The following is a 21,982-nucleotide window of genomic DNA, read 5'->3' as shown; positions in this document are numbered from 1 at the left end:
CCCTGATATTCGCCGTAGAGCGGCAATTCGGCCAGGTAGCCCGCTATGTTTTCCCGCCGTTTGGCCACCAGCGCGTGGCCTTCAATGCCCTCTTGGGCGCTGGGAGCGGGGGTAAAACGGTGGTCGAGGTCGCCTTGGCGTGCGGTGAAATCGCACAGCGTGCGCACTGCGACCCGATAGCGGCTCATGAAGTTGGCTGCCAGCGCACGTGGCAAACCTCGACCGGCATGTCGTGGCGGCAGAAGAAATCAATCCAGCGGCGCTGGTTATCCTGCAGGCGGTCACCGGGGCCTTTCACTTCGATCATACGGTAGCGAGGCTTCCCGGCGGGCGCATCGGGCATTAGCTGAATAAGATCCGGCAGGCCTGCCCGATTGTGCTTTAGGTCACTCAACAAGCGGGTAAAGCAGGCGCGTAGGTGCGCGGCGGGCAGGCAGCTAAGCGCGGCTGTTAGCAGTGGTTCGCTCAAGACACCCCAGTGCACAAACGGCGAGGTAATGCCCTGCTTCGCGTGCCAAGTCGCGCGCATCGTCTCGCGGTAGCGCCCGTCTTCTAGCTGCGCCAGGCAGACGTCGATCTCGGCTTGGCGCTGACGAACAAAGTCCTCGCGGTACAAATCCGCAGGCCCACTATGAAACGGGTGAAAAAACGCCCCCGGCAGCGGTTTGAAAATCGCCGGCCAGAGCAGCAGACCAAAAAGCCCGGTGATTAGGCAGTTTTCCACATAGAACACCGGAGCACTGGCGGTGGATAAGTGTTCGGCAACGGCGCGCTCTACCGATTGAGGGCCAGGAAGCTCCAGCACGTAGGTCGGGGCGTCCGCCACTTTCACGACCTGGGGGGCGGGCTGGTTCAGCTTGCGCGCCAAGCGCGGCAACAAGCGCCCAAGCGCTTGGGCTTCGCTCTCTCTCGCCTGCCCCAGCGCGGCCTGGGCCAGCTCGAAACCTTCCTGGTAACGGCCTAACCGCTCTAACACCCGCAGCCTGCGAATGCGCGCCTCGCTGTTATTCGATTCGGCGTACAGCAAAAGCGCTTGTTCTGCTTCACCGCTGCGTTCCGCCGTTTGCCCCAGGGTAAGCAGCAGCCGCGAGCGGCGTGCGTCTAGCCAACGGTTGTTGGAGGCCGCGGGCACTTCTGTGGCCAGCCGTTCAGGCAGCTCACCGTTTTCTAGGCGTTCGCGCAGGTGGTGTAGTGCCAGGTAGGTGTCCACCTCGTCTCGATGCTGAAACGCCCGTGATTCGGCGGTCAGCGGCACTTGTTCAAAACGCTGCAAGCCAAGCTCGGTAAGCACAAATTCGGCCCAGTCCTGGCGCAGGTTGCCAAAAAACATCAGCCGCAGGCGGTCGCACAGCGCCATGACGTTGAGCCGCACGATGTGCGTTGTTGCGGCAGGCCACCACTGGCGCAGCGGCATTGAATCGGTAAGCACCGGCATTAACGCGGCTTGAAGCGCCGTTTTGGTGGCATTAGACGACAGCCCAGCGGCGCTGATAGAAGCTTGCAAGGCGTGGCGCAGCTCGCTTAAGCGCAGCAGCCGAAACAGTTCCTCCACACTTAACAGCGGCGCGCCATCTACCCAACCAAGCGCCAGTAGCGGCGCCAGCGCCTGATGGGTATCGCCAATTTCAGGGTAGCTGAGCTTATCCACACGAAATAGCTCGCCTTTACGCATCACCATCCGCACTAACAGCGCTTGAGAAGCGCGGGGCAGTTGCGACCACTGCTGGAGCGTGTGATGCTCGTCGGCACTGAGCAAATCACCGTGGCGCGCCTGCACCCACGCGACCACAAAGCGAAAATTCGCTAAGTAGTAGAAAGGATCATCGAGGGAGGCGGTCGCCGGAGCGGCAGAGGCACTGTTCATGCATCCATTGTAACAGCGCAAACGTCCGTGGGTTAACCCACGCGGTGTTGGTAAAGCACTTCCAAGGCATCGTCAGCGGCTTGCTCGTCGGCTGTAGGCACTTCGGTAGGTTGCTCCATCACACGCGGGGTGGGCTTCGCCTGGGCAACGGGCTGGCGTCCGCCTACCAGCACGTACCACTCTGCTTCGGTCAGATAGTGCTGGCACCAGCGGCTTAAACCATCCGCTACCGTTTCGCGGCTGCGCTCACCGCCGCGAAACGCGGTCGCAAGATGAAGTAAATCCTGGCGGGCCGTGCGAGCACGGGCGTTGCCCCCGTGCACTTTAGAGAGCGGGCAGCGTCGGTCGTAGGCCGCGTTGGTGAGGGCATTTAGCCAACGCTCCACTTCATGTGCCTGAATACCGCCGTAAACTGCCACGCGCCGCTCCCCACGTTGAACGATAAGGTGAAAAAGAGATAACCGCCTACAGGATAGGCCAAAAAGGCATAAGACTGCCCGAATTTCGTGCAACTGTCACCTTAATGCCTTATTTCACGCCCTGCGTGACCTCCTCAAACCCTTGTAAGACGTTCACCACGTTGACCCCGATATCCTCAACGGCGTAGCCCCCTTCCATTAAAAACACGCAGGGTAGCCCAGCGGCCGCGAGACGTTGCCCAAGGGCAATAAAGTCGACGTGCTGAAAGGTAAAGGCGCTGATCGGGTCACCTTCAAAAATATCCACACCCAGCGATACCACCAGCAATTCACACTCTGCTCTATGGATATGCGCCAGCGCCTCATCCAACGCGGCCATCCACGTCGCAACGGAGGTGCCCGGCGGCAGCGGGTAATTGATCGTGAAGCCTTCACCTACTCCTTCGCCGGTTTCGTCGGTGTAGCCCGAAAAGTAGGGGAAGGTCACGTCAGGGTCGCCGTGGAGCGAGGCGAACAGCACGTCGTCACGGCGATAGAAGATCTGCTGGGTGCCGTTACCGTGATGAAAATCCACGTCGAGAATCGCGACACGGCGCTTGCCAGCGTCCAGCGCGCGCTGGGCAGCGATGGCGGCATTATTAAAAAAGCAGTAGCCGCCAAATTGATCCACCGCTGCGTGGTGGCCCGGCGGACGGCACAGGCCGAAGGTCGGCTCGCCAGTGGCGAGGGTATGATCGATTGCCGCCAGCGCGGTATCTTTACTTGCCAAGGCAGCGGCAAAGGTGCCTTCCGTAATTGAGGTTTCAGCAGCAAGGGCGTAGTAGCCCAACTGGCCGCTCACCGACTGGGGAATACGGTCACCGCGCATCGTACGGGCTGGCCAGATATTGGGGATGGCCTCGCCCGCGTGGCCCGCCGCTTGCCATGCCTGCCAGCAGTTTTCCAAGAACGCGACGTAATCAGCATCGTGAACCGCCAGTACGGGCGCAAGGCCGTAGTCACTGGGCGAACGAACTTCAAACGCGGCTTTGCTCAAGGCAGCCAATACCAAATCCATCCGCTCGGGGCACTCAAAGGGGGTAACTAAAGCGCCATCGTGCAGTTCGCTACGGGCTTGGCGCTGGCGGCTACCTTCGGAAAAAAACGTTAGCATGCGGTTTCCTTCTTTATGCGTGATACGGCCAGTCAGCTGCCCAACGACGCTTTTGGGCTGGGGTCTGCTGCTTTAACTGATACTCAGCACGGCTGGCAGCGGCACGGTCGGCAAAGGGTTGCGCGCCCAGTAACGCTAGTGGCGGGTTTGCCCGGGTATAGCGCGCGCCTTTACCCGTCGCGTGGGCTTGGTAGCGTTTGGCGAGGTTGTTAGTAATCCCTACATAGGTACCGCGCCTACACTCAAGCAGGTACAAATACCATGGAGAAGTGGCTGTGTTTTCCATAGCGGCTCGTTAGCTGTTCGTAGAGGTAGACACTTCCTGTTCGGCCATTAAACGCTCAAGCTCTGCCAGCGGCATGGGTTTCGCTAGCCCAAAACCTTGGAATAAATCACAGCGGTACGCCAACAGTCGCTGATGCTGCTCGTTGGTTTCCACGCCTTCAGCCACCACATTAAGGCCTAGGTGGTGAGCCATGGAGATTACCCCCTGCACAATAGCTGAATCACCGTCGCTGCTGGTGATCTCACTGATAAAACTGCGATCAATTTTGATCGTGCTGATCGGCAAGTGCTTGAGATAGCTCAAACTTGAGTAGCCAGTACCAAAGTCATCAATCGACACACTGACCTGCATAGTGTGTAACTCATTAAGAATATTGATTGCTGCGTCGGTATTATCCATCAGGATGCCTTCGGTCAACTCTAGGGCCAACTGCTCTGCTGGCAATCCAGTATCCAATAACGTTTGACGCAGCGTGGCTAGAAAACTGTCACGGTGGAACTGCAAAGGCGAAAGATTCACCGCGACCCGCAGCTCCCCCAACCCGCTGCGCTGCAACTTGAGCATATCCTTACAGGCCCGCTGCAGCACCCATTCGCTAATCGGCATAATTTGCCCAGTAGCCTCCGCCAAGGGAATAAAGCGGGCAGGGGAAATATAACCTTTAATAGGGTGCGGCCAGCGCAGCAGTGCTTCCACGCTGTCGATTCGCCCATGCCGGTTAAACAGCGGCTGATAATGCAATTCAAAGCCTTGGTGGTCGATGGCTTCCTGCAGGTCGTTACGCAGGCTGACCCGCTCGTTGGCCACTTCGTTGATGTCGTGGCTGAACCACGCATAGGCGTTACGGCCTTGCTGCTTCGCTTTGTACATCGCCATATCCGCTTGCTGAATCAAGCTTTGTGGCTGGGGAGTATCGGGCTGGCTCATGGCAATACCCACGCTGGCGGTCAAATACAGCTCATGGCCATCGATGCAGTAAGGGCGAGCCAAGGCGGGCAACAGGCGCTCGACGATGTCGATCACCTGCTTTTCGTCACTGACCGACGAAATCAGCAGCACGAACTCGTCACCGCCCAAGCGGGCCACCGTATCTTCCTGGCGCAGTGCCGCCTTCAGCCGCTGGCCTACTTCGATCAATACCTGATCACCCACGGCATGCCCCAGGCTGTCGTTGATCGGCTTGAAGTCGTCCAGATCCACGAACAGCACGCTGATGGCATGCCCCCCCAGCTGTGCCTGGGCAAACTGTGTCTGCAGGACTTCTTCGAAATGCATGCGGTTAGGCAAGCGAGTCAGGTCGTCATGGGTGGCATGATAGGCTAGGCGAGCTTCGTAGGCCTTGTGCTTGGAAATATCGTGCTGAACGCCGACGAAATGGGTCACCCCGCCATCCTGGCCCCGTACCGGTGCGACGTAGAGGTCGTTCCAGAACGGCGTACCATCCTTGCGATAATTGCACAGCGTGACGTGGGTCTCATGCTGATGCTGGATACCGTGGCGCAGCCTCTCCACCATATCCGGGTCGCTCTCCGGCCCTTGCAGAAAACGACAGTTCCGACCAATGACGTCTTCCAGCGAGTAGCCGGTCATCACGCTAAACGCACGGTTGGCGTAGATGATCGGCAAATCCGGTGCGCGGGCATCGGCAATCAGCACGCCGTTCACACTGGCTTCCACGCTGCGCTCAAGGATACGCAGCCGAGTCTGCTGCCTGCGTTTCTCTGTAACGTCTTGGGCGATACCGTAAACCCCTTCAACACTGCCATTCACTGTGATGGGTAAGCTGATCAAATCCAGAATACGACGCTGCGATTGACTATCGGTGATGGTAATTTCATTACGTGAAATACCGCCCTGCAGAACGTGCTTAAAATACGATTTGATATAATCACGCCCATGCTCTTCTACAAAGTCAGAGAAATGACGCGCGACAACTTCCTCAAGAGGAAAGCCGATCACCTTGCCGCAGGTTGTATTGGCCGTCATGAAATAGCCGCTTTTATCCAGCGAAAATACCGCGTCCGGATGATGTACAAACAGCGAACGGTAGCGCTGCTCACTCTCCTCAAGGGAGTGACTAGCCGCCGCCAGCTCTCTTGCGCGGGCGGTACTTGCCCCGGCTAATCCCACACTAAATGCCAGCAACCAGCTCATCACCAAGCCACCCACCGTGACGCTAATGGGCATTACACCTAATAAATACCAGTTGTAATGCTGGCCTGGGTAGGCGCGCAGCGTTAGGTTAACGCCCCCTGGCAGCCCAGCCAGGCGGCTTGCTAATGCCAATGAGGAAGAAGTGATGTTAGCCCTAGCAAACCCGGAGGGATGAAGCGTCAGCAGCAGTTGCTCGCCTCGGCTGACGCTGACCTGAAATGGCCCTAAGGCTAACCGCAGCTCATTATTCAGCAACGTGCTTAAATCTATCGCGGCCAATAGCTGTTGCGATTGGCTAGAGACAGGAATGGCCATCAGCATCATGCTGCGCTGCTGGTTATCGGGCACTAGCAAGCGCGGGCGCTCAAAAGGAATACTGAGCCAAGATTGTACGGTGGGCTTGCTGAGCTGGCTCAATAGCCAGTCGCCGTTCTCTTCATTGCGCCCCTGCGACCAGATTACCCTGCCCTGGTCATCAGCCAGCGCAATCTCTATTAAACTCAGCGTATCGCGAAAATAGTTTTGGGCATCTTGTTCAAACAGGCCTTCGCTCTGGCCCTGGTCAGCAGAGACAATCTCTAGCCGCTCGGCCATGCGCTGCATTAACCGAAGCTGCTCTGTCATGGCCTGCTCAGCGTTAAGCTGAACACTATCTAGTAGATAGCTCGCCTGCTTCTCAATTGAGTCACGCTGGTGCATGCTAAGCAGAAGCCACGCCAAGCTGCTAGCCAGCACACCTGCCAACCCGACTATAACGGTTAACCGGCCAGGGCTTAGGCGTGCAGCACGATGTCGCCAGCCTGCCACCAATAGAGCAGCCCCTAACAGCACAATAAATACCAGGACTGCGATGGGCGAAGAGCTAAACAGCGGTTGATACAGCTCATCGCTTTGCCAAAGCTGGGCCAGCACAAAGCCGCCAAAAAGCAGGAGCCCAACCCCTGTGATCCGCCATAACAAGCGCCATGGTGAGCTGCCAACGCCGCCCCCCAAACAAGCACTAACCCAAAGCAAAAAGAGCGTTGATAGCGAGGTCATGCGCCTTTCGCCGGTAATCAGTGACTCGCCAACCCCTTGATCAAGAGAGTTATGGGCCAGGGTATATGCCGTGAGCGCCAACAGTGCGCCTGCAGCGCCCCAACGCAGCCAAGGCCAGTGGCACAATGTCGCCAATAAGCTCATGCCGATCAAGAGGATCGCCAACGAAGCATCAGGAACCAACATAGGCCCAAGCAGCATCTTCGGCAGCACAAGCCCTACCAACAGACCTGCGCCGCCCATAAAGAGCAGCGTCGCTGACACCATTAATAGCAGCGTCTCAGCTGCTAAGTCACGCGTGTTTGATGGCATGAATCCCACTCGCTCCTGTGCGTGGTCAGTCGGCTGCTAGCGTTCAAACGAAACAGCCTCCGCCAGCGCTTTAAGCTGCTGGTATTGTTCATCAAGGTAGCGTCCGTAAGCTTCTCGCGGCCGGAAGTCTACGCCGGAACCGTGGATATGCTGCAGTGTATGGACAAGCGATGGTTGGGCTAGGGCCTGTTCAAATGCGCCTGCCAATCGCGCCAGACGTTCTGGTGGTGTATCCAACGGGGCAAACAAGCCTCGATCAGTCGTATTCACTAACTCAACGCCTTGCTCCATGAGCGTTGGCACCTGCGGCAATGCCGACAGGCGCGTTTCGCTGGCAACGCCAAGGGGGGTGAGTGCTCCCGCTTTGAACAGCTGGCTTGCTGACGGCAAATTCAGCATCGCGAAATCCAATTCGCCGCCTAACAGAGCCACTACCTGTGCGCCGGTATCGGGATAGTGCACAAACTGCACGTCGTCGATCGAAATACCCGTTTGCTCAAAAAACTGTAACCAGAACAAGTGATCCGTTGAGTGCGGTATCATGCCAAACAACAACTCGCCGGGCTGCTGCTCCACCATGGTGGCAATTTGGCTGGCCTGAGTAACAGAGTGCCCTGCATAGGTCGCGGGAATATTAACGGTGCGTGTTAATAGTGCCACTGGTGCAAAGGCATCGTGGTAGTAATCCGCAAAGCCAGCAAAATAGGCAAGATCAATCGTTTGATGGCTGCCAAGCAGAGTGTAGCCATCAGCGGGCGCCTCTTTAACAAACTGCGAGCCAAGCGTTGCGCCATTACCCGGCATATTGATTGGCGTAACCGGCACTTCCAGATACGTTTGCGCTTGCTCTGCGATCGCCCGGAACAGCACATCCGTAGCGCCGCCTTCGCCAAACGGCACCACCAGGGTAATATCAGAAGCAGGAAAAGGGGCGCTGCTCAGCTCTGCCTGATCACTCGCTTGGGTGCTGGCAGGCAGCCCAATACCAAGAGCGACCGCAAAGGAAGTGCGTAGCAGTATCCTACGGCAAATAGTCAACAGTACCTGCAAAGCGTTCACCCCCTCTCCTGCCTCATACTACTTAGCCTTGCTGGCAACATACCTTGAATTTTCGCCCACTGCCACAAGGGCAAGGCTCATTCCGGCGTGGTTTTAAACGCATGACACTAGGCGTACCGTCGATATACCACCAGCGCCCCTCTTCCCGTACAAAACGCGAGACTTCCTCTAGCACATGCCAGCCACCCGACTCACGAAAAGTGGCGCGAAAATGCACGGAGCCTTGGTCATTTTGCACGGTTGGCGCGGCCACAATATCGAGCGCGACCCACTGGGTATCAGAATCGAGTGGTAGCTGCTGAGGGCGGGTCGAGGAATGCCAGGTGGCAAGTAGGTAGTCACGCTGATTCAACGCGAAAGCAGTGTATCGTGATCGCATCAGCGCTTCGGGAGTTGGTGGCAGCGTGACCCCTTGATAATAGGGCTGGCAGCAGGTTGCCAGCGGAGTATTGCTACCGCAGGGGCAACTTTTAGGCAATGAGTGAGTCATAGGAGTGGCTCTGGCTTGTGCAAGGAGCAAACGATGTAGATGTTTTGTTTCGGTATTAGCCCTGAGTTAGGTATAGTAACAGAGCAAGATCCCTAGACAGACGGAGTACGACAACACGATCAATCATTCTTTCCAAACGCAGTGGAGGTTCTCCTATGAAGGTTTACAAACCGGAATGGCAGTGCACGTTTAGCGTAAACGAAGGCGCGGAAGAATCAGCAAACTGGAAAGAGCGAATCGCGTGGCGGCTTAGAGGGTTTGCCGACCGGCTAGAAGGCGGTGGCCGCACGATAAAAATCGACTACAACGTCTCACCACAGGTGAGCCGTGACGAAGTAGATACCTGCTTGGGGAAAGGGTTTGAAGTCACGCAACGGCTGCTTACCCAGCTTGCCCATCAACAGGCGTGCGAAGATGTGATGCGCCATGCGAAAGCAGAGCTTTACGAAGAGCAGCATCAGCACTAACAGCCAGACCGTAAGCGTCTCAAGAAAACACCCGCCCGATCACACTGGCGGGTGTTTTTTATTGGGTGCAAATAAACGCGTTAGCCTGAATATGGCGTTTCCAGAGCGCTGCCTAAGCGCTGCATAAACGCACTACATTCATCGAGCTGCGCCGTTTCAATATACTCATCCGGCTGGTGGGCCTGGGCAATACTGCCCGGCCCTAAAATGATGGTTTGCAGCCCCTGCCCCTGGAACTGTCCGGCCTCCGTCGCATAGGCCACCGCGTGCTGGCAGCAGCCGCTGGGCAGGTGATCCTGCGCTAACCGCAGCACCTGCTGATTGTCTCGGTCGGCCAGCCCCGGTACCGTCACGTTCAGCGGTTCAGTAATAATTTCCACGGTTTTGCCCTGAGCACTTAACGCCTCACTGAGCATTGCGCAGTAGTCGCTAAAGCGCCCGTACACCTCTTCAAAGGTTTCTGTGGGTAGGTGGCGAATTTCCCACTCGAACTGGCACTCCCGAGCCATGATATTAATGGCCGTGCCGCCTTTGATTTTACCCACATGCAGACTGGTATGGGGCACGTTAAAGGCATGATCCACCCGACCCTCTTCCACTAGCACTGCCATAGTATCTTCAATAAAGGTGACTAGCCTTGCCGCCACATGAATGGCGGACGTACCTTGATTCACTTGGCTGCTGTGCGCTTCACGGCCAATCACTGTGGTACGCAGGTTGGTCGCACCTTTTTGCGCCACCACCGGCTGCATGCTGGTGGGCTCGCCGACAATCACGTGGGCCGTGGTGGAGTAGTGCTCATAAAAGCGCTTAATCAGGCTGGGGGCGCCCACGCAACCGATCTCTTCGTCATAAGAGAAGCCGAAGTAGATCGGCTGCTTCAGCGGTGCCTTCGCCCAGGTGGGCACCATGGCGAGCGCGCAGGCAATAAAGCCCTTCATATCGCAAGTGCCGCGGCCATACAAACGGCCATCACCGCCATCGCGCAGGGTGAACGGGTCGCTACTCCACGGCTGCCCTACGACGGGCACCACATCCGTATGCCCGGAAAGCATCACCCCGCCGGGCGCATCAGGGCCGATGCGCGCAATCAGGTTGGCTTTGGTACCGCAGGGGCTCATCACACGCTCAGCGGTCACGCCGTAATCGGCTAAATAGCGCTCAACAAACTCAATCAGCGCCAGGTTCGACTCGCTAGAGGTGGTATCAAACGCCACCAGTTGGGTCAGCAGCGCAGTTACGTTCGTCATGTTTATCTCGTTGGTTAGGCTTTTTAGCCACCCTAGCACCCCGCATTCCCTTTGCCTACTGAGCGCTACCAGCGTCTCGCCGAATGTTGTCCGTCACGACAAGTTCACCGTGCATTCATGAAATCGTCATCTACACTTTCTACTGTTCAGTGCACCCAAAAACCTTAATAAACGTACTGCGCACGACCTACAAGGAGCCGTTATGTCTCGTTTCACGTTGCACGCGCTTGCCCTCGGTGTGGCGACCGCCACGTTAAGTGTTTCCGCCAATGCCGCTACCGAAGTGACCTGGTGGCACGCGATGGGCGGTCAACTCGGTGAAATTCTGGAAGGCATGACCGAGGAGTTCAACGCCTCTCAAGACGAGTACCGCGTGACGCCCAGCTACCGCGGCAACTACACCGAAACCATGACCGGCGCCATTGCAGCGTTCCGCGCAGGCGAGCAGCCGCACATCCTGCAGGTGTTTGAAGTCGGCACCGGCACCATGATGAACGCCGAAGGGGCGATTTATCCGGTGTATGAGCTGATGGAAGCTCATGGCCGTGCGTTTGATCGCGAAGCCTTCCTGCCCGCCGTGGTGGGCTACTACACCGATACCAACGGCAATATGCTGTCGTTCCCGTTTAACTCCTCCACGCCCATCATGTACTACAACCGTGATGCGTTTGAGGAAGCTGACCTAGACCCAGAACAGCCGCCGCAAACCTGGGAAGAGCTCGCAGAGTACGCCACTCAAATTACCGAGTCTGGTGCTGCTAACTGCGGCTTTACCACCTCTTGGCCGAGCTGGGTGATGCTGGAGAACTTCTCCGCTATGCACAACTCGCCGTTGGGTACGCTGGAAAACGGCTTTGGCGGCATGGAAACCGAGCTGAACTTCAACAACGAGCTGGTCGCCCGCCACTGGGACAACCTGAAAACCTGGCAAGACGCTGGCGCGTTCAAATGGGGCGGCCCGGGTTCTGGCCCGGATGCCGAACCCATGTTCTACTCCCAGGAGTGCGCGATCTTCTTTGGCTCCTCTGCTTCCCGTGCCGACGTCGCTGCCAATGCCGACTTCGAAGTGGGCTTTGGCATGCAGCCCTACTACGACGACGTAGAAGGTGCGCCGCAAAACTCCATCATTGGCGGGGCTACCTTGTGGGCTTTGCAAGGCCACACCGATGAGGAGTACGCCGCCGTAGCAGCGTTTTTCGAGTATCTCTCCCAGCCGGAAGTTCAGGCCGAGTGGCACCAGCAGACCGGCTACCTGCCGATCACGCAAGCCGCTTGGGATCTGAGCCAAGAGCAGGGTTACTACGATGAGAACCCCGGTGCGGATATTTCGCTCAAGCAGATGACGCTGAACGAGCCCACCGAGAACTCCAAAGGCCTGCGCTTTGGCAACTTCGTCCAGATCCGCGACATCATCTCTGAAGAGATGGAAGCTGTGATGACCGGCAACAAGTCGGGCCAAGAAGCGGCCGATGCGGCAGTAGAGCGCGGCAACCAACTACTGCGCGACTTTGAATCCGCGAATCAGTAAGTAAGCACCTGCTTCGCCGCCTGCCCTTGGCAGGCGGCGAGCCTGTTTTTAAGTGCCCCACTTATTGGTGCCGTTTATAGACGCAGGATACGTTGCCTATGCAAACCAAACGCATGACCTTCCCAGGGCGTTTTTTGCCCTACGCCCTGCTGGCTCCTCAGGTCATTGTCACGCTGATTTTCTTTATCTGGCCGGCCGGACAAGCGCTCTATCAGTCGCTACTTCGTGAAGATGCTTTTGGGCTACGCACGACCTTCGTGGGGCTGGAGAATTTTTCCCGCCTGTTTCGTGACGGCAACTATCTCAACTCGCTCTCGGTGACGGCCATTTTTGCCATTGGCACCACGCTGCTGTCCATGGCGGCGGCGCTGCTGCTGGCCTGCACGGTGAATCGCATGATTCGCTCGCGCAGCACCTACACCACACTACTGGTATGGCCCTATGCCATTGCCCCCGCCATTGCCGGGGTACTGTGGTGGTTCATCTTCAATCCCTCCATCGGCATCGTGCCTTATATGCTGGATATGGTGGGCTATCAGTGGAACCACCGAACCTCAGGGGCGGACGCCATGCTGCTGGTGATTTTTGCCGCCGCCTGGAAACAGATCTCCTATAACTTTCTGTTCTTCCTGGCCGGGCTGCAGTCGATCCCCCAATCGCTTATCGAAGCCGCCGCCATTGATGGTGCCAGCCCCATGAAGCGCTTCTGGACCATTGTGTTTCCCCTACTGTCTCCCACCACCTTCTTCCTGATGGTAGTGAACGTGGTGTACGCGATGTTCGATACCTTCGGGATTATTCACGCCACTACCCAGGGCGGCCCCGCCCAGGCCACCAACACACTAGTGTACAAGGTGTACGCCGATGGTTTCGTGGGCCTGAACCTGGGGTCATCCGCCGCGCAGTCGGTGATTTTGATGGTGATTGTGGTCGCACTCACGGTGGTGCAGTTCCGCTTTATTGAGCGCCGGGTGAACTACTAGCCGCAGGCTAACTGTTGGAGTCTTGTCATGGTTGAAAATCGTCCCTGGGCGAACTTTTTTGCCCACTTAACGCTGATGCTCGGCGTCGCGGTGGTGGTGTTTCCCGTCTACGTAGCGCTGGTGGCCTCGACCCAAGCGCCGGGCGACCTGCTGCGCGGCACGCTACCAATGTTGCCAGGTGCCCACGGCATCGAAAACTTTACCCGTATGTGGCAATCCGGCGTCTCAAACGCGGGCGCGCCGCCGGCCGGCACCATGCTATGGAACAGCTTCATCATGGCCATGGCGATTACCGTGGGTAAGCTGTCGATCTCGCTGCTTTCCGCGTTTGCGATTGTCTACTTCCGCTTCCGCTTTCGGATGTTCTTCTTCTGGCTGATTTTCATCACGCTGATGCTACCCGTCGAAGTCCGCATTATTCCGACATTTCAGGTCGTTGCAGATCTCAATATGCTAAACAGCTTCGCGGGGCTTTCGATACCGCTGATTGCTTCCGCCACCGCGACGTTTCTGTTTCGGCAGTTTTTCATGACCATCCCCGAGGAGATGTTGGAAGCCGCGCGGGTCGATGGCGCAGGCCCACTGAAATTCTTTAAAGACATTCTGATGCCGCTCTCGATCACCAATATCGCCGCACTGTTCGTGATCATGTTTATTTACGGCTGGAACCAGTATCTGTGGCCGCTGCTGATCACCACCGACCCGGACTACTACACCATTGTGATGGGCATTCAGCGCATGACCTCTGAAGAGAACCCTCAGTGGCATCTCATTATGGCCGCCGTGGTGATGGCGGCTCTGCCGCCGGTATTAGTGATTTTGTTCATGCAACGCCTGTTTGTGAAAGGCCTGACCGAGACGGAGAAATAACCATGGCCAGCATTACCTTGGAAGGGCTGAAAAAAACCTACGCGGGCAACGTGGCAGCGGTCAAAGGCGTCGATTTACATATCCAAGATGGCGAGTTTGTGGTGCTGGTGGGGCCTTCTGGCTGCGGTAAATCCACGCTGCTGCGCATGGTGGCAGGCCTGGAGAGCATCACTGAAGGCACGTTAAAGATCGGCGAGCGAGTGGTGAACCAACTTGAGCCCGCCGAGCGGGATATCGCCATGGTGTTCCAAAACTACGCCCTCTACCCGCATATGACGGTGTACAACAACCTGGCATATGGCCTGAAGAATCGCGGCTTCAAGAAAGACGACATCGACCAGCGGGTGCGCACGGCGGCCAAGATGCTGGAGATTGAGGACTTTTTGGAGCGCAAACCGCGCAAGCTATCCGGCGGCCAGCGCCAGCGGGTGGCGATGGGCCGTGCGTTAGTGCGCGAGCCCGCCGCGTTTCTGTTTGACGAACCGCTCTCTAACCTGGATGCCAAGCTGCGCGTGCAGATGCGCGTTGAGATCAAGCAGCTTCAGCGGCGGTTAAAAACCACCAGCCTCTACGTGACCCATGACCAGTTGGAAGCCATGACACTTGGCGATCGCTTGGTGGTACTAAACGCCGGTCAGATTGAGCAGGTGGGCACCCCGATGGAGATCTACGCCCGTCCAGCCACTATGTTTGTAGCGGAGTTTATTGGCTCCCCGGCTATGAACATGCTGCCGCTGGATTACCTTGCGCAGCAGGATACCCAGGGCGTGCTGAGCCAGTTGCCGAAAGAGACTGATACCGTCGGCATCCGCCCAGACGATATGCAGCTCGCCCCGCCGGCCGCGCCCTATATAACGTTGAACGCTACCTTGATGCTGTTTGAAGCCGCCGGGGCAGAGAGCCATCTCTACCTAAACTTGGCAGGCAGCGACCAACCTACGGTGGTGCGTACCGCAGGCCAGCCGCCGGTCAGCGAAGGTGAAACGCTGCAGGTGTACGTGACCAGCGATGCGCTTCACCCGTTTAATAGCGCCACTGGCAAACGTACCGCACACTAGCCCCTGCGCCTTAGGCGGGTAACAACGCTACTCGTCTAGGGCGCGGCCGGTACCGCTATGCCCCAATCCTATTCGCCTGGCCGATACCGGCATGGTTACCTGGGTATTCAAAAACGAGACGAGCACAAGCACCGCAACGACGTCTCTTGGTATATTGCCAAACGGCCTGGCACCCGCCAGAAGCGAGATGCCAGGCGACAGAAAGTCGAAAAAATCAAAGCCAGTATCCGTGCCAAGGTGGAGCACCCCTTTCGGTACATCAAACACGTTTTGGGTTATGGCAAGGCTCGCTATCGTGGACTGGCCAAAAACACTCAGCGCCTCACTTACTGCATGATGGCTGTCTGTCATCGCTTGTTCACTTGCCTGTCTTGGCAGTGTCATTGTGCCCGCGCAACATAATGAGAAACGTGATAAAGGGATGAATCGCTCATGCGGCTCTGTATCGTTAGCGAAACATGGTCTCCAGAAATTAACGGCGTTGCGCATACTCTCAACCGGATATGTCGTGAGCTGCAGCGGCTGGGCGTCACAATGGATGTGATTCGCCCTAAGCCTAAGGCACCCGGCAGTGCCGCCTATGCCACCCAAGAACTACAGGTTAACCACCTGGCGCTGCCCGGCTATCGTGATGTTCAGGTGGGATTTGCTCGCCCGTCCACGTTGCAGCGGTTTTGGCAACAGCACCGGCCAGATGTGATTTATTTAGCCACCCAAGGCCCGCTCGGCTGGGCAGCTCGCCAGGCAGCGCAACAGTTGAGCATTCCGCTGGTGGCAGGTTGGCACACCAACTTCGATCATTACTGCCATGATTACGGCGCCTCTTGGCTCTCTGCCGCGACTCGCCGCTATTTGCGCTACTTTCACAATGGCTGCGCACTGACACTAGTGCCCACTCATCAGCAAGCCACAGCTTTACGCCAACAGGGTATCCATGAAGTACAGGTGCTCGCTCGGGGGATTGATGGGGAAAAATTCTCTCCAGCTCACCGTAGTGCAGAGCTGCGTAAGCAGTGGGGAGTTAGCGAGCACCAGCCGGTCGCCCTCTATGTCGGGCGACTCGCACCAGAGAAGAATCTGGCCCTGCTACAAGAAACGCTGCAAGCCATGCGCAATGTGCGCCCCGATATGGCACAGGTGATCGTTGGTGATGGCCCAGGGCGTGCACAGTTAGAGAAGGCACTCCCTGACGCACATTTCACCGGATTTGTGGATAAACATGAGCTAGCTTGCCACTACGCCAGTGCTGATATGTTTGTATTTCCTTCGCTGTCGGAAACGTGGGGCAACGTAGTAACGGAGGCAATGGCAAGCGGCTTGGCGGTAGTTGCTTATCGTCATGCAGCCAGCGCGGAGCTGATCCAAAACGGCCATAACGGGGTGACCGTAGCGCCTAACGACGCCCACGGCTTTCAAGAAGCGGCCGTGGCACTGTGCCAACACCCCGCCGATTACGCACGAATAGGAAGAGTTGCCCGTTTACGCGCGCTAGAACAAAGCTGGTCGGGCATTGCTGAGCAGTTTCTGCGCTACCTACACCATGCCCAGGAGGCCCACCATGCGAGCTCGCCCGCTTGTCGTATTCGATCGTCTTGACCTGTGGGAGTGGCGGTTTTGCCAACGGGTCACGCATCTCTCGCTCTACCGCCCCTGGCGGCTAACGCTGAAAACAGCCAGTAAGTTAGGCGACTGGCCGGTGTGGGTACTGCTGATTGCTGCCCAGCCCTGGCTTCAACCTGATGGCACGTGGCGGATGATGCAGTACTCGCTGATCGCCCTGGTAGCTGTCACGGTTTATAAGCTGGTCAAAACCAAGCTGTGCCGAGAGCGCCCCTTTATCACTTACCTGGGAGGCGTACACTGCGGTGAACCCGCTCGAGATCGCTACAGTTTCCCCAGTGGCCACACCATGCACGCCGTCATGTTCAGCGTATTAGTGGCCGCCCACACCCCCTGGCTGCTGCCGATTGTTCTTCCACTCAGCCTACTCATTGCAATTTCTCGAGTGGGGCTAGGGCTGCATTATGTCAGCGATGTACTGGTTGGTGGCGTGATGGGCTATGGCTTTGCACTGCTGAGCCTTTATTGGATGGGGTAAGAGTCTCTACATGCCAACATGCAAAAGCCACCCAAAAAAAAGGTGGCTTTTTATTTATTATTCAATTACTTACATATCAGGCGGCATGTCGTCGCGATCCTCTGTAGCCGTCATAAATGATGTTTTAAACATCATGTACAGGCCCACCCCCGAAAACCCTAGAAACAGCACGAACATGCAGAACATCAATACCATCACCATAGCGCTTGTCCCTGTCAGTGTGCGGCCGATGCGTTGACGTCTTATAACCGCTGATTTTGGTTTACCCGAAAGGATAGACCAAAATACTTTGCATATCTGTACAGGAACTATGCAACACCCCTAAGGCGAGAAAAAACGTTATATAAATCAATGTATTAATGATTGAAAAATAAACGCAAAAAAACCACCTCACAGTTGCGAGATGGCTGTTTTGCATCGCTGCCACTCCTTGGCTTCGATGATCAGCACGGCCTTATGCTGATAAGAGTGAGCAGGCTAAGAGTCCATTCACGTCCATGATGCTTACTGGGCCTCCTGCCCTCCTCTACTGTCTATTAGCCTGCTCACGCTTTGATGGGTTGGAACTTGGTTGCTAACAGTGAAATTGGTTAAATCATCAATGGTGACACTATAAGTATTAACACTTATAACACTGCAGGCATTGGGCCAATCATACCAATAAATAAAAAATATCTTTAATATCAATAAATTAAACAAAAAAATAAAAGCCCAGCCTAACCGAAATTGACAGAAAACTCAGGGATGACATGGGTAATATTGACACATGCGACAAATGCGCACGGTTCACATCTATGCTAAGGAGAGATAAGCAGCGTTGGTAAAACGTTCCACCTCATGGCTACTTACCGGTGGCAACCCGCACCAACAGCGCTTATGTTACTCATCACACCATGACGCCCCAGCGGGGCATTATTTAGTAGAGAGGAAAGACCCAATGAAACGCACCATTGCGCTTGGCATACTCTTACTGGCCACACTACTCACCATTAGCGGCTGTAACACAGTTCGCGGTATGGGCCAGGATATTGAGCAGGGTGGTGAAGCCATTCAGCGTTCGGCGGATTAAACCATGATGATGACCGTCTACCTTTCACATGGCTTGGAGAGTGGCCCAGGGGCACTGAAAATGCAGGCGCTCAAGGGTATTGCTGAACAGCTTGATGACTGTGAGCCGGTCGTCATGGATTACCGGGGCATGGACGAGCCAGCCGAGCGATTGAAACACCTTACCGCTACTCTGCTGGCTCGTGGTGATGACCCCGCCCGCTGTGTATTAGCAGGCTCAAGCTTAGGCGGCTGGCTCAGCGCTGCCGCCAGTACGCAAACACCGGTGTTGGGCTGTTTTTTACTCGCCCCCGCGCTTGGCCTGCCTGAGTACCCAGAGACCTCACCGACGATTCAAGCCCAGCATACGCATATCATTCATGGCTGGCGCGATGATGTGGTACCCCCAGGCCCAGTGATTGAGCGTGCCCGCCTACAGCGCTTGTCACTGCGAATGATTGATGACGATCATCGCCTGCATAGTAGCCTGGACACTATCCTGGACGACTTTACACGCTTCTTAGCCCAGTGTGCGGACGCCCGCCCACCGGTTTAGCCTCAGCAACGCACCGGAAAACGAAAAACGCGTACAGCAGTCGACATAAGCACCCAAAACCTATGCAAATAATATACACCAAAAGGATAGTGCACATGTTTGGACTATTTAAGCGCGACCCAAAAAAGAAGCTTCAACAAGCGTACGAACGCAAGCTGCAAGCGGCGATGGAAGCTTCCCGCAACGGCGATATGCGCGCCAACGCCACACTGACAGAAGAGATTCTTGCCGACATCAACCGCCTTAAGGCTCAAGAGGGCTAACGCGGTGCGCACCGGTTTGGGTTTGGCTGCGCTGCTCACAGGCACCTTAACCACGCACGCCTACGGAAGCTGCCGCCATGGTGTGGGGCATCAGCTAGAAGGGCTGGGGATTCAACACACTTTCAGCCTGCTGCCCTGGGAACAGGCTGAGTGCGACCTCCCCGAGCCAACACTGGCTGATGCCGTGTTTGTACTCCCTGCCCCCATTTCCGCCGAGCCGATGCCCTAGGCGTCATCCGCCAACGCAGGCAGCAGCGTTTTTAGTTTACGGGTAAGCGTATTACGCCCCCAGCCCAGCAGCTCAGCGGCCTCGCCTTTGCGACCACCGGTATGCTTGAGTGCAGTTTCAATCATAATGCGCTCGAAATCGGGTACCGCCTCTTCCAGCAGGTGCGTATGGCCTTCTGCCAAAGCATGATCAGCCCAATCGCGAAATGCTGAACGCCAATCACCGTGAACGCTACTTTCCGACGCACCGACCGTGCGTAGCTCTGGCGGCAGGTCTTCTACCAGGATTTCCCGGCCAGAGGCCATGACCGTTAACCAACGGCAGATATTTTCCAGCTGACGTACGTTGCCGGGCCACGGCAGCCGGGTTAAGTGCGCCTCTGCCTCAGGGGTCAGCACTTTGATATCGGTGGAAAGCTCTTTCGCCGCTTCGGCCAAAAAATGCCGGGTTAGCCGGGGAATATCTTCGCGGCGCTCGGCAAGGCGCGGTAGATGAACGCGAATCACGTTCAGACGGTGGAACAAGTCTTCACGAAAGCGCCCATCATCTACCAACGACTCTAGGTTCTGGTGGGTTGCCGCGATAATCCGCACATCAACTTTTACCGGGGTATGCCCGCCCACGCGGTAAAACTCGCCGTCGGCCAGCACGCGCAGCAGACGGGTTTGCGTCTCGGCGGGCATATCGCCGATTTCATCCAGAAACAGCGTGCCACCGTTGGCCTGCTCGAAGCGCCCTTGGCGCTGGGCAGCCGCCCCAGTAAACGCGCCTTTCTCATGGCCAAAAAGCTCGGACTCTATTAAGTCACGAGGAATTGCCGCCATATTCAAAGCAATAAACGGCTTGCCCGCCCTCGGGCTGTGCTGATGCAGCGCCTGGGCGACACGCTCTTTACCGGTGCCCGACTCACCGTTAATCAGTACCGTAATGTGCGAATGGGAGAGCCGCCCAATGGCGCGAAAGACTTCCTGCATGGCGGGCGCTTCACCGATGATCTCGGCGCTTAGGCCTTCCGGCACGCTCACCGGCCGCTGGCGTTCACGGGCGTGGGCTACCGCACGGCGTACCAGCGCCAGCGCCTCATCCACATCAAACGGCTTGGGCAAGTACTCAAACGCCCCCCCCTGATAAGAGGCCACGGCGCTGTCTAAATCGGAGTGAGCGGTCATGACAATGACCGGCAGGTCCGGGTGGGCTTCGCGAACCCGTGACATTAAATCCAGCCCATCAATCCCCGGCATGCGAATATCGGTCACCAGCACATCCGGTGGGCTTTCCAGCAGCCGTGCCAGCGCTGTGTCGGCACGCTCAATACACTCGACCTCTAGGTCTGGCTGCGCCAGTGCGCGCTCCAGCACCCAACGGATAGCGCGGTCATCATCGACAATAACCACCCGTGCAACATCGGTACGTGTCGCCTCAGTCATGACGCTTCTCCGGTGCAATTAATAACTAATGGAATCAGTAAACGAAATTCGGTATGTCCAGGTCGTGAGTCGCATTCGATCAATCCTTGATGTTGGTGCAAAATTGACTGAGCAATGGATAGCCCCAAACCGCTGCCTTCCGCGCGGCCAGACACCATCGGGTAAAAGAGGGTTTCGCGTAGGCTTTCAGGAATGCCAGGGCCGTTATCAATCACGCCGACTTCGCTCACTAGCCGGTGCCGCTCGGCGCCTAAAGTGAACTGGCGCCGGGCACGGGTGCGTAGAATCAGCTCCGGTGAGGGGGTCTCTGCATCGCTCATGGCCTGCACCGCGTTACGCGCCACGTTCAATACCGCTTGAATCATTTGCGACTCATCACCGGAAAGATCCGGCAGGCTGGGGTCGTAATCACGGTTGACGGTGACATGGGGATGCTCGGCAATCAGCAGCGCTCGCACTCGCTCCAGCACTTTATGGATATTGACCGGCTCATGTTTAATGATGCGGTTCGGGCCCAGCATAGAGTCCACCAGATCTCGCAGGCGGTCGACTTCTTCCACGATGATATGGGTAAATTCCCGCAGCGCCGGGTCGTCTAAATCACGCTCCAGCAGTTGCGCCGCACCGCGAATGCCGCCTAATGGGTTTTTCACCTCGTGGGCCAAGCCCCGCGCCAGCACCTTAATGGTCTCTTGGCGGGTGGTGAGCGCCTCTTCGCGGGAAATCTGCATCAAGCGGTCTCGCGGCTCGACTTCCAGCAGCAGCTCATCGGCTGAGAGGGGCGTTACCGTATAGTCCACCGTGAGTGGCTCACTATTGAGCGGCGTGATACGCGCTTCCCGCTGGGTATAGGGGTGAAAGGCATCCCGCGCTTTGGCCAATACCTCATCAATACTTTCCCCACCGCCTAGCAAGGTATCTAGGCTAATACCCTGTACACGGCTAAAGCTCACCGCTAGCAGCGCTTCCGCCGCTGGGTTCATCCAGCGGACACGGAGTTCACCGTCGAGCAGTAGCACTGCGGTGGTGAGATGTTCTAATAAGCGCTGATACATGGCGTGTCCTGAAACGTCGCTCTAATAATAGTGTGATGAACACTAGCGTGATGGGATCGTTGAGAGAGGAACTGCAAAAAGCGCGCCAATTAAGCACAAACGGCGGCATGCACGGCTGATGGGCAGCCGGTGTGGGCACAGCGAGCCGTTATAGCGCACTGCCGAACAAATTCAGATACTCCTATGCACCATTGTAGTGCATTGCACTATTCAGCAATAAAAATAGTCACCGGATCGGTGCGGTGTTGAATACGCCCTTGGCTATCCAACAGTTCGGCCTGCAGCTGTTGTTGTCCCGCTGGCAAGCCCGCCAGCCAGAACGCATCGCTATGCAGGGCAGATTGGCTTAGCTCGCCATTCACGAGCAGTTGAATTT

Annotated in this window: 22 protein-coding genes and 1 pseudogene; 12 read left to right on the top strand and 11 right to left on the bottom strand. The window is 56.7% G+C overall.

The window, feature by feature from the left end; translation table 11 throughout:
* The 8 genes from BIS10_RS09655 to BIS10_RS09620 all read right to left on the bottom strand — a co-directional run.
* A partial coding sequence (locus BIS10_RS09655) for a hypothetical protein (RefSeq protein WP_253504753.1) occupies positions 1-188 on the bottom strand: 188 nt, incomplete at its 3' end.
* Entirely contained in the window at positions 185-1,864 is a 1,680-nt protein-coding gene (locus BIS10_RS09650; protein WP_253504751.1) for a VRR-NUC domain-containing protein, read from the bottom strand. The genes BIS10_RS09655 and BIS10_RS09650, both read right to left, overlap by 4 nt.
* A 32-nt stretch (positions 1,865-1,896) precedes the next feature.
* Positions 1,897-2,283: a hypothetical protein gene (locus tag BIS10_RS09645; RefSeq protein WP_074211161.1), complete on the bottom strand. Its 387-nt coding sequence runs from the start codon at positions 2,281-2,283 to the stop codon at positions 1,897-1,899.
* Between the two features lie 109 nt (positions 2,284-2,392).
* Positions 2,393-3,436 carry a histone deacetylase family protein gene (locus BIS10_RS09640; protein ID WP_253504748.1) on the bottom strand — a complete coding sequence of 348 codons (1,044 nt, stop codon included), beginning with the start codon at positions 3,434-3,436 and terminating at the stop codon, positions 2,393-2,395.
* 13 nt (positions 3,437-3,449) lie between these two features.
* Positions 3,450-3,722 carry a GIY-YIG nuclease family protein gene (locus tag BIS10_RS09635; protein ID WP_062360488.1) on the bottom strand — a complete coding sequence of 91 codons (273 nt, stop codon included), beginning with the start codon at positions 3,720-3,722 and terminating at the stop codon, positions 3,450-3,452.
* Between the two features lie 9 nt (positions 3,723-3,731).
* Positions 3,732-7,226, bottom strand: a complete 3,495-nt coding sequence (locus tag BIS10_RS09630; RefSeq protein ID WP_253504745.1) for a bifunctional diguanylate cyclase/phosphodiesterase — start codon at positions 7,224-7,226, stop codon at positions 3,732-3,734.
* A gap of 36 nt (positions 7,227-7,262) precedes the next feature.
* The gene (locus BIS10_RS09625) at positions 7,263-8,285 is read right to left on the bottom strand and encodes a tripartite tricarboxylate transporter substrate binding protein (protein ID WP_137092825.1); all 1,023 of its coding nucleotides are present in this window, start codon (positions 8,283-8,285) and stop codon (positions 7,263-7,265) included.
* 22 nt (positions 8,286-8,307) lie between these two features.
* Entirely contained in the window at positions 8,308-8,775 is a 468-nt protein-coding gene (locus BIS10_RS09620) for a YchJ family protein (protein WP_044628789.1), read from the bottom strand.
* Positions 8,776-8,930: 155 nt separating this feature from the next.
* On the opposite strand from BIS10_RS09620, the gene BIS10_RS09615 reads away from it, so the two are divergent.
* Positions 8,931-9,242 carry a hypothetical protein gene (locus BIS10_RS09615; RefSeq protein ID WP_062361848.1) on the top strand — a complete coding sequence of 104 codons (312 nt, stop codon included), beginning with the start codon at positions 8,931-8,933 and terminating at the stop codon, positions 9,240-9,242.
* A gap of 80 nt (positions 9,243-9,322) precedes the next feature.
* Here BIS10_RS09615 and argE read toward each other — a convergent pair whose 3' ends face one another.
* Positions 9,323-10,492 (bottom strand): acetylornithine deacetylase, encoded by a 1,170-nt coding sequence (argE, locus tag BIS10_RS09610; protein ID WP_062361852.1) that lies wholly within the window; start codon positions 10,490-10,492, stop codon positions 9,323-9,325.
* Positions 10,493-10,694: 202 nt separating this feature from the next.
* On the opposite strand from argE, the gene ugpB reads away from it, so the two are divergent.
* The 11 genes and pseudogenes from ugpB (at position 10,695) to BIS10_RS09555 (ending at position 19,124) form a co-directional block, all read left to right on the top strand.
* Positions 10,695-12,020: a sn-glycerol-3-phosphate ABC transporter substrate-binding protein UgpB gene (gene ugpB / locus BIS10_RS09605; protein ID WP_062361856.1), complete on the top strand. Its 1,326-nt coding sequence runs from the start codon at positions 10,695-10,697 to the stop codon at positions 12,018-12,020.
* 98 nt (positions 12,021-12,118) lie between these two features.
* Positions 12,119-13,003 carry a sn-glycerol-3-phosphate ABC transporter permease UgpA gene (gene ugpA / locus BIS10_RS09600; RefSeq protein WP_044628793.1) on the top strand — a complete coding sequence of 295 codons (885 nt, stop codon included), beginning with the start codon at positions 12,119-12,121 and terminating at the stop codon, positions 13,001-13,003.
* Positions 13,004-13,030: 27 nt separating this feature from the next.
* A complete protein-coding gene (gene ugpE, locus BIS10_RS09595) occupies positions 13,031-13,873 on the top strand; it encodes a sn-glycerol-3-phosphate ABC transporter permease UgpE (protein WP_054641590.1) in 843 nt (280 codons plus the stop codon).
* A 2-nt stretch (positions 13,874-13,875) separates the two neighbouring features.
* Positions 13,876-14,931 carry a sn-glycerol-3-phosphate import ATP-binding protein UgpC gene (locus BIS10_RS09590; RefSeq protein ID WP_074211168.1) on the top strand — a complete coding sequence of 352 codons (1,056 nt, stop codon included), beginning with the start codon at positions 13,876-13,878 and terminating at the stop codon, positions 14,929-14,931.
* Positions 14,932-15,024: 93 nt separating this feature from the next.
* Positions 15,025-15,333 (top strand): annotated as a pseudogene (locus tag BIS10_RS09585) (transposase); the annotation flags it as partial.
* A gap of 30 nt (positions 15,334-15,363) precedes the next feature.
* Positions 15,364-16,527 (top strand): glycosyltransferase family 1 protein, encoded by a 1,164-nt coding sequence (locus tag BIS10_RS09580; RefSeq protein WP_054641591.1) that lies wholly within the window; start codon positions 15,364-15,366, stop codon positions 16,525-16,527.
* Positions 16,490-17,029 (top strand): phosphatase PAP2 family protein, encoded by a 540-nt coding sequence (locus BIS10_RS09575; protein WP_058578628.1) that lies wholly within the window; start codon positions 16,490-16,492, stop codon positions 17,027-17,029. Before BIS10_RS09580 ends, BIS10_RS09575 begins: the two co-directional genes overlap by 38 nt.
* A 937-nt stretch (positions 17,030-17,966) precedes the next feature.
* A complete protein-coding gene (locus tag BIS10_RS09570) occupies positions 17,967-18,098 on the top strand; it encodes an entericidin A/B family lipoprotein (RefSeq protein ID WP_044628799.1) in 132 nt (43 codons plus the stop codon).
* A 6-nt stretch (positions 18,099-18,104) separates the two neighbouring features.
* Entirely contained in the window at positions 18,105-18,632 is a 528-nt protein-coding gene (locus tag BIS10_RS09565; RefSeq protein WP_054645276.1) for an alpha/beta fold hydrolase, read from the top strand.
* A 95-nt stretch (positions 18,633-18,727) separates the two neighbouring features.
* Positions 18,728-18,895 (top strand): DUF6435 family protein, encoded by a 168-nt coding sequence (locus BIS10_RS09560; protein ID WP_139794523.1) that lies wholly within the window; start codon positions 18,728-18,730, stop codon positions 18,893-18,895.
* 4 nt (positions 18,896-18,899) lie between these two features.
* Positions 18,900-19,124, top strand: coding sequence for a hypothetical protein (locus BIS10_RS09555; RefSeq protein ID WP_074211171.1), 225 nt, complete (start codon positions 18,900-18,902; stop codon positions 19,122-19,124).
* On the opposite strand, the gene ntrC is transcribed toward BIS10_RS09555, so the two are convergent.
* Entirely contained in the window at positions 19,121-20,551 is a 1,431-nt protein-coding gene (gene ntrC, locus BIS10_RS09550) for a nitrogen regulation protein NR(I) (protein ID WP_054641592.1), read from the bottom strand. The genes BIS10_RS09555 and ntrC overlap by 4 nt on opposite strands.
* Positions 20,548-21,606 (bottom strand): nitrogen regulation protein NR(II), encoded by a 1,059-nt coding sequence (gene glnL / locus BIS10_RS09545; protein WP_058578630.1) that lies wholly within the window; start codon positions 21,604-21,606, stop codon positions 20,548-20,550. The genes ntrC and glnL overlap by 4 nt, the downstream gene beginning before the upstream one ends.
* Positions 21,607-21,982: the final 376 nt, after the last annotated feature.

Source organism: Halomonas sp. 707B3 (assembly GCF_024158645.1).
GTDB classification, from domain to species: Bacteria; Pseudomonadota; Gammaproteobacteria; order Pseudomonadales; family Halomonadaceae; genus Vreelandella; species Vreelandella lionensis.
The sequence above is the reverse complement of the archived record's forward strand: the minus strand, read 5'-3'. Positions and strand labels throughout refer to the sequence as shown.

Excerpts from the sequence above, each read along its gene's own strand:
- BIS10_RS09650 (WP_253504751.1), bottom strand. The coding sequence starts at position 1,864 with ATGAACAGTGCCTCTGCCGCTCCGGCGACCGCCTCCCTCGATGATCCT.
- ugpA (WP_044628793.1), top strand. The coding sequence starts at position 12,119 with ATGCAAACCAAACGCATGACCTTCCCAGGGCGTTTTTTGCCCTACGCC.
- BIS10_RS09615 (WP_062361848.1), top strand. The coding sequence starts at position 8,931 with ATGAAGGTTTACAAACCGGAATGGCAGTGCACGTTTAGCGTAAACGAA.
- BIS10_RS09570 (WP_044628799.1), top strand. The coding sequence starts at position 17,967 with ATGAAACGCACCATTGCGCTTGGCATACTCTTACTGGCCACACTACTC.
- BIS10_RS09620 (WP_044628789.1), bottom strand. The coding sequence starts at position 8,775 with ATGACTCACTCATTGCCTAAAAGTTGCCCCTGCGGTAGCAATACTCCG.
- BIS10_RS09635 (WP_062360488.1), bottom strand. The coding sequence starts at position 3,722 with ATGGAAAACACAGCCACTTCTCCATGGTATTTGTACCTGCTTGAGTGT.
- ugpE (WP_054641590.1), top strand. The coding sequence starts at position 13,031 with ATGGTTGAAAATCGTCCCTGGGCGAACTTTTTTGCCCACTTAACGCTG.
- BIS10_RS09575 (WP_058578628.1), top strand. The coding sequence starts at position 16,490 with ATGCGAGCTCGCCCGCTTGTCGTATTCGATCGTCTTGACCTGTGGGAG.
- BIS10_RS09580 (WP_054641591.1), top strand. The coding sequence starts at position 15,364 with ATGCGGCTCTGTATCGTTAGCGAAACATGGTCTCCAGAAATTAACGGC.
- ntrC (WP_054641592.1), bottom strand. The coding sequence starts at position 20,551 with ATGACTGAGGCGACACGTACCGATGTTGCACGGGTGGTTATTGTCGAT.
- BIS10_RS09590 (WP_074211168.1), top strand. The coding sequence starts at position 13,876 with ATGGCCAGCATTACCTTGGAAGGGCTGAAAAAAACCTACGCGGGCAAC.
- glnL (WP_058578630.1), bottom strand. The coding sequence starts at position 21,606 with ATGTATCAGCGCTTATTAGAACATCTCACCACCGCAGTGCTACTGCTC.
- BIS10_RS09560 (WP_139794523.1), top strand. The coding sequence starts at position 18,728 with ATGTTTGGACTATTTAAGCGCGACCCAAAAAAGAAGCTTCAACAAGCG.
- BIS10_RS09565 (WP_054645276.1), top strand. The coding sequence starts at position 18,105 with ATGATGACCGTCTACCTTTCACATGGCTTGGAGAGTGGCCCAGGGGCA.
- BIS10_RS09640 (WP_253504748.1), bottom strand. The coding sequence starts at position 3,436 with ATGCTAACGTTTTTTTCCGAAGGTAGCCGCCAGCGCCAAGCCCGTAGC.
- BIS10_RS09630 (WP_253504745.1), bottom strand. The coding sequence starts at position 7,226 with ATGCCATCAAACACGCGTGACTTAGCAGCTGAGACGCTGCTATTAATG.
- argE (WP_062361852.1), bottom strand. The coding sequence starts at position 10,492 with ATGACGAACGTAACTGCGCTGCTGACCCAACTGGTGGCGTTTGATACC.
- ugpB (WP_062361856.1), top strand. The coding sequence starts at position 10,695 with ATGTCTCGTTTCACGTTGCACGCGCTTGCCCTCGGTGTGGCGACCGCC.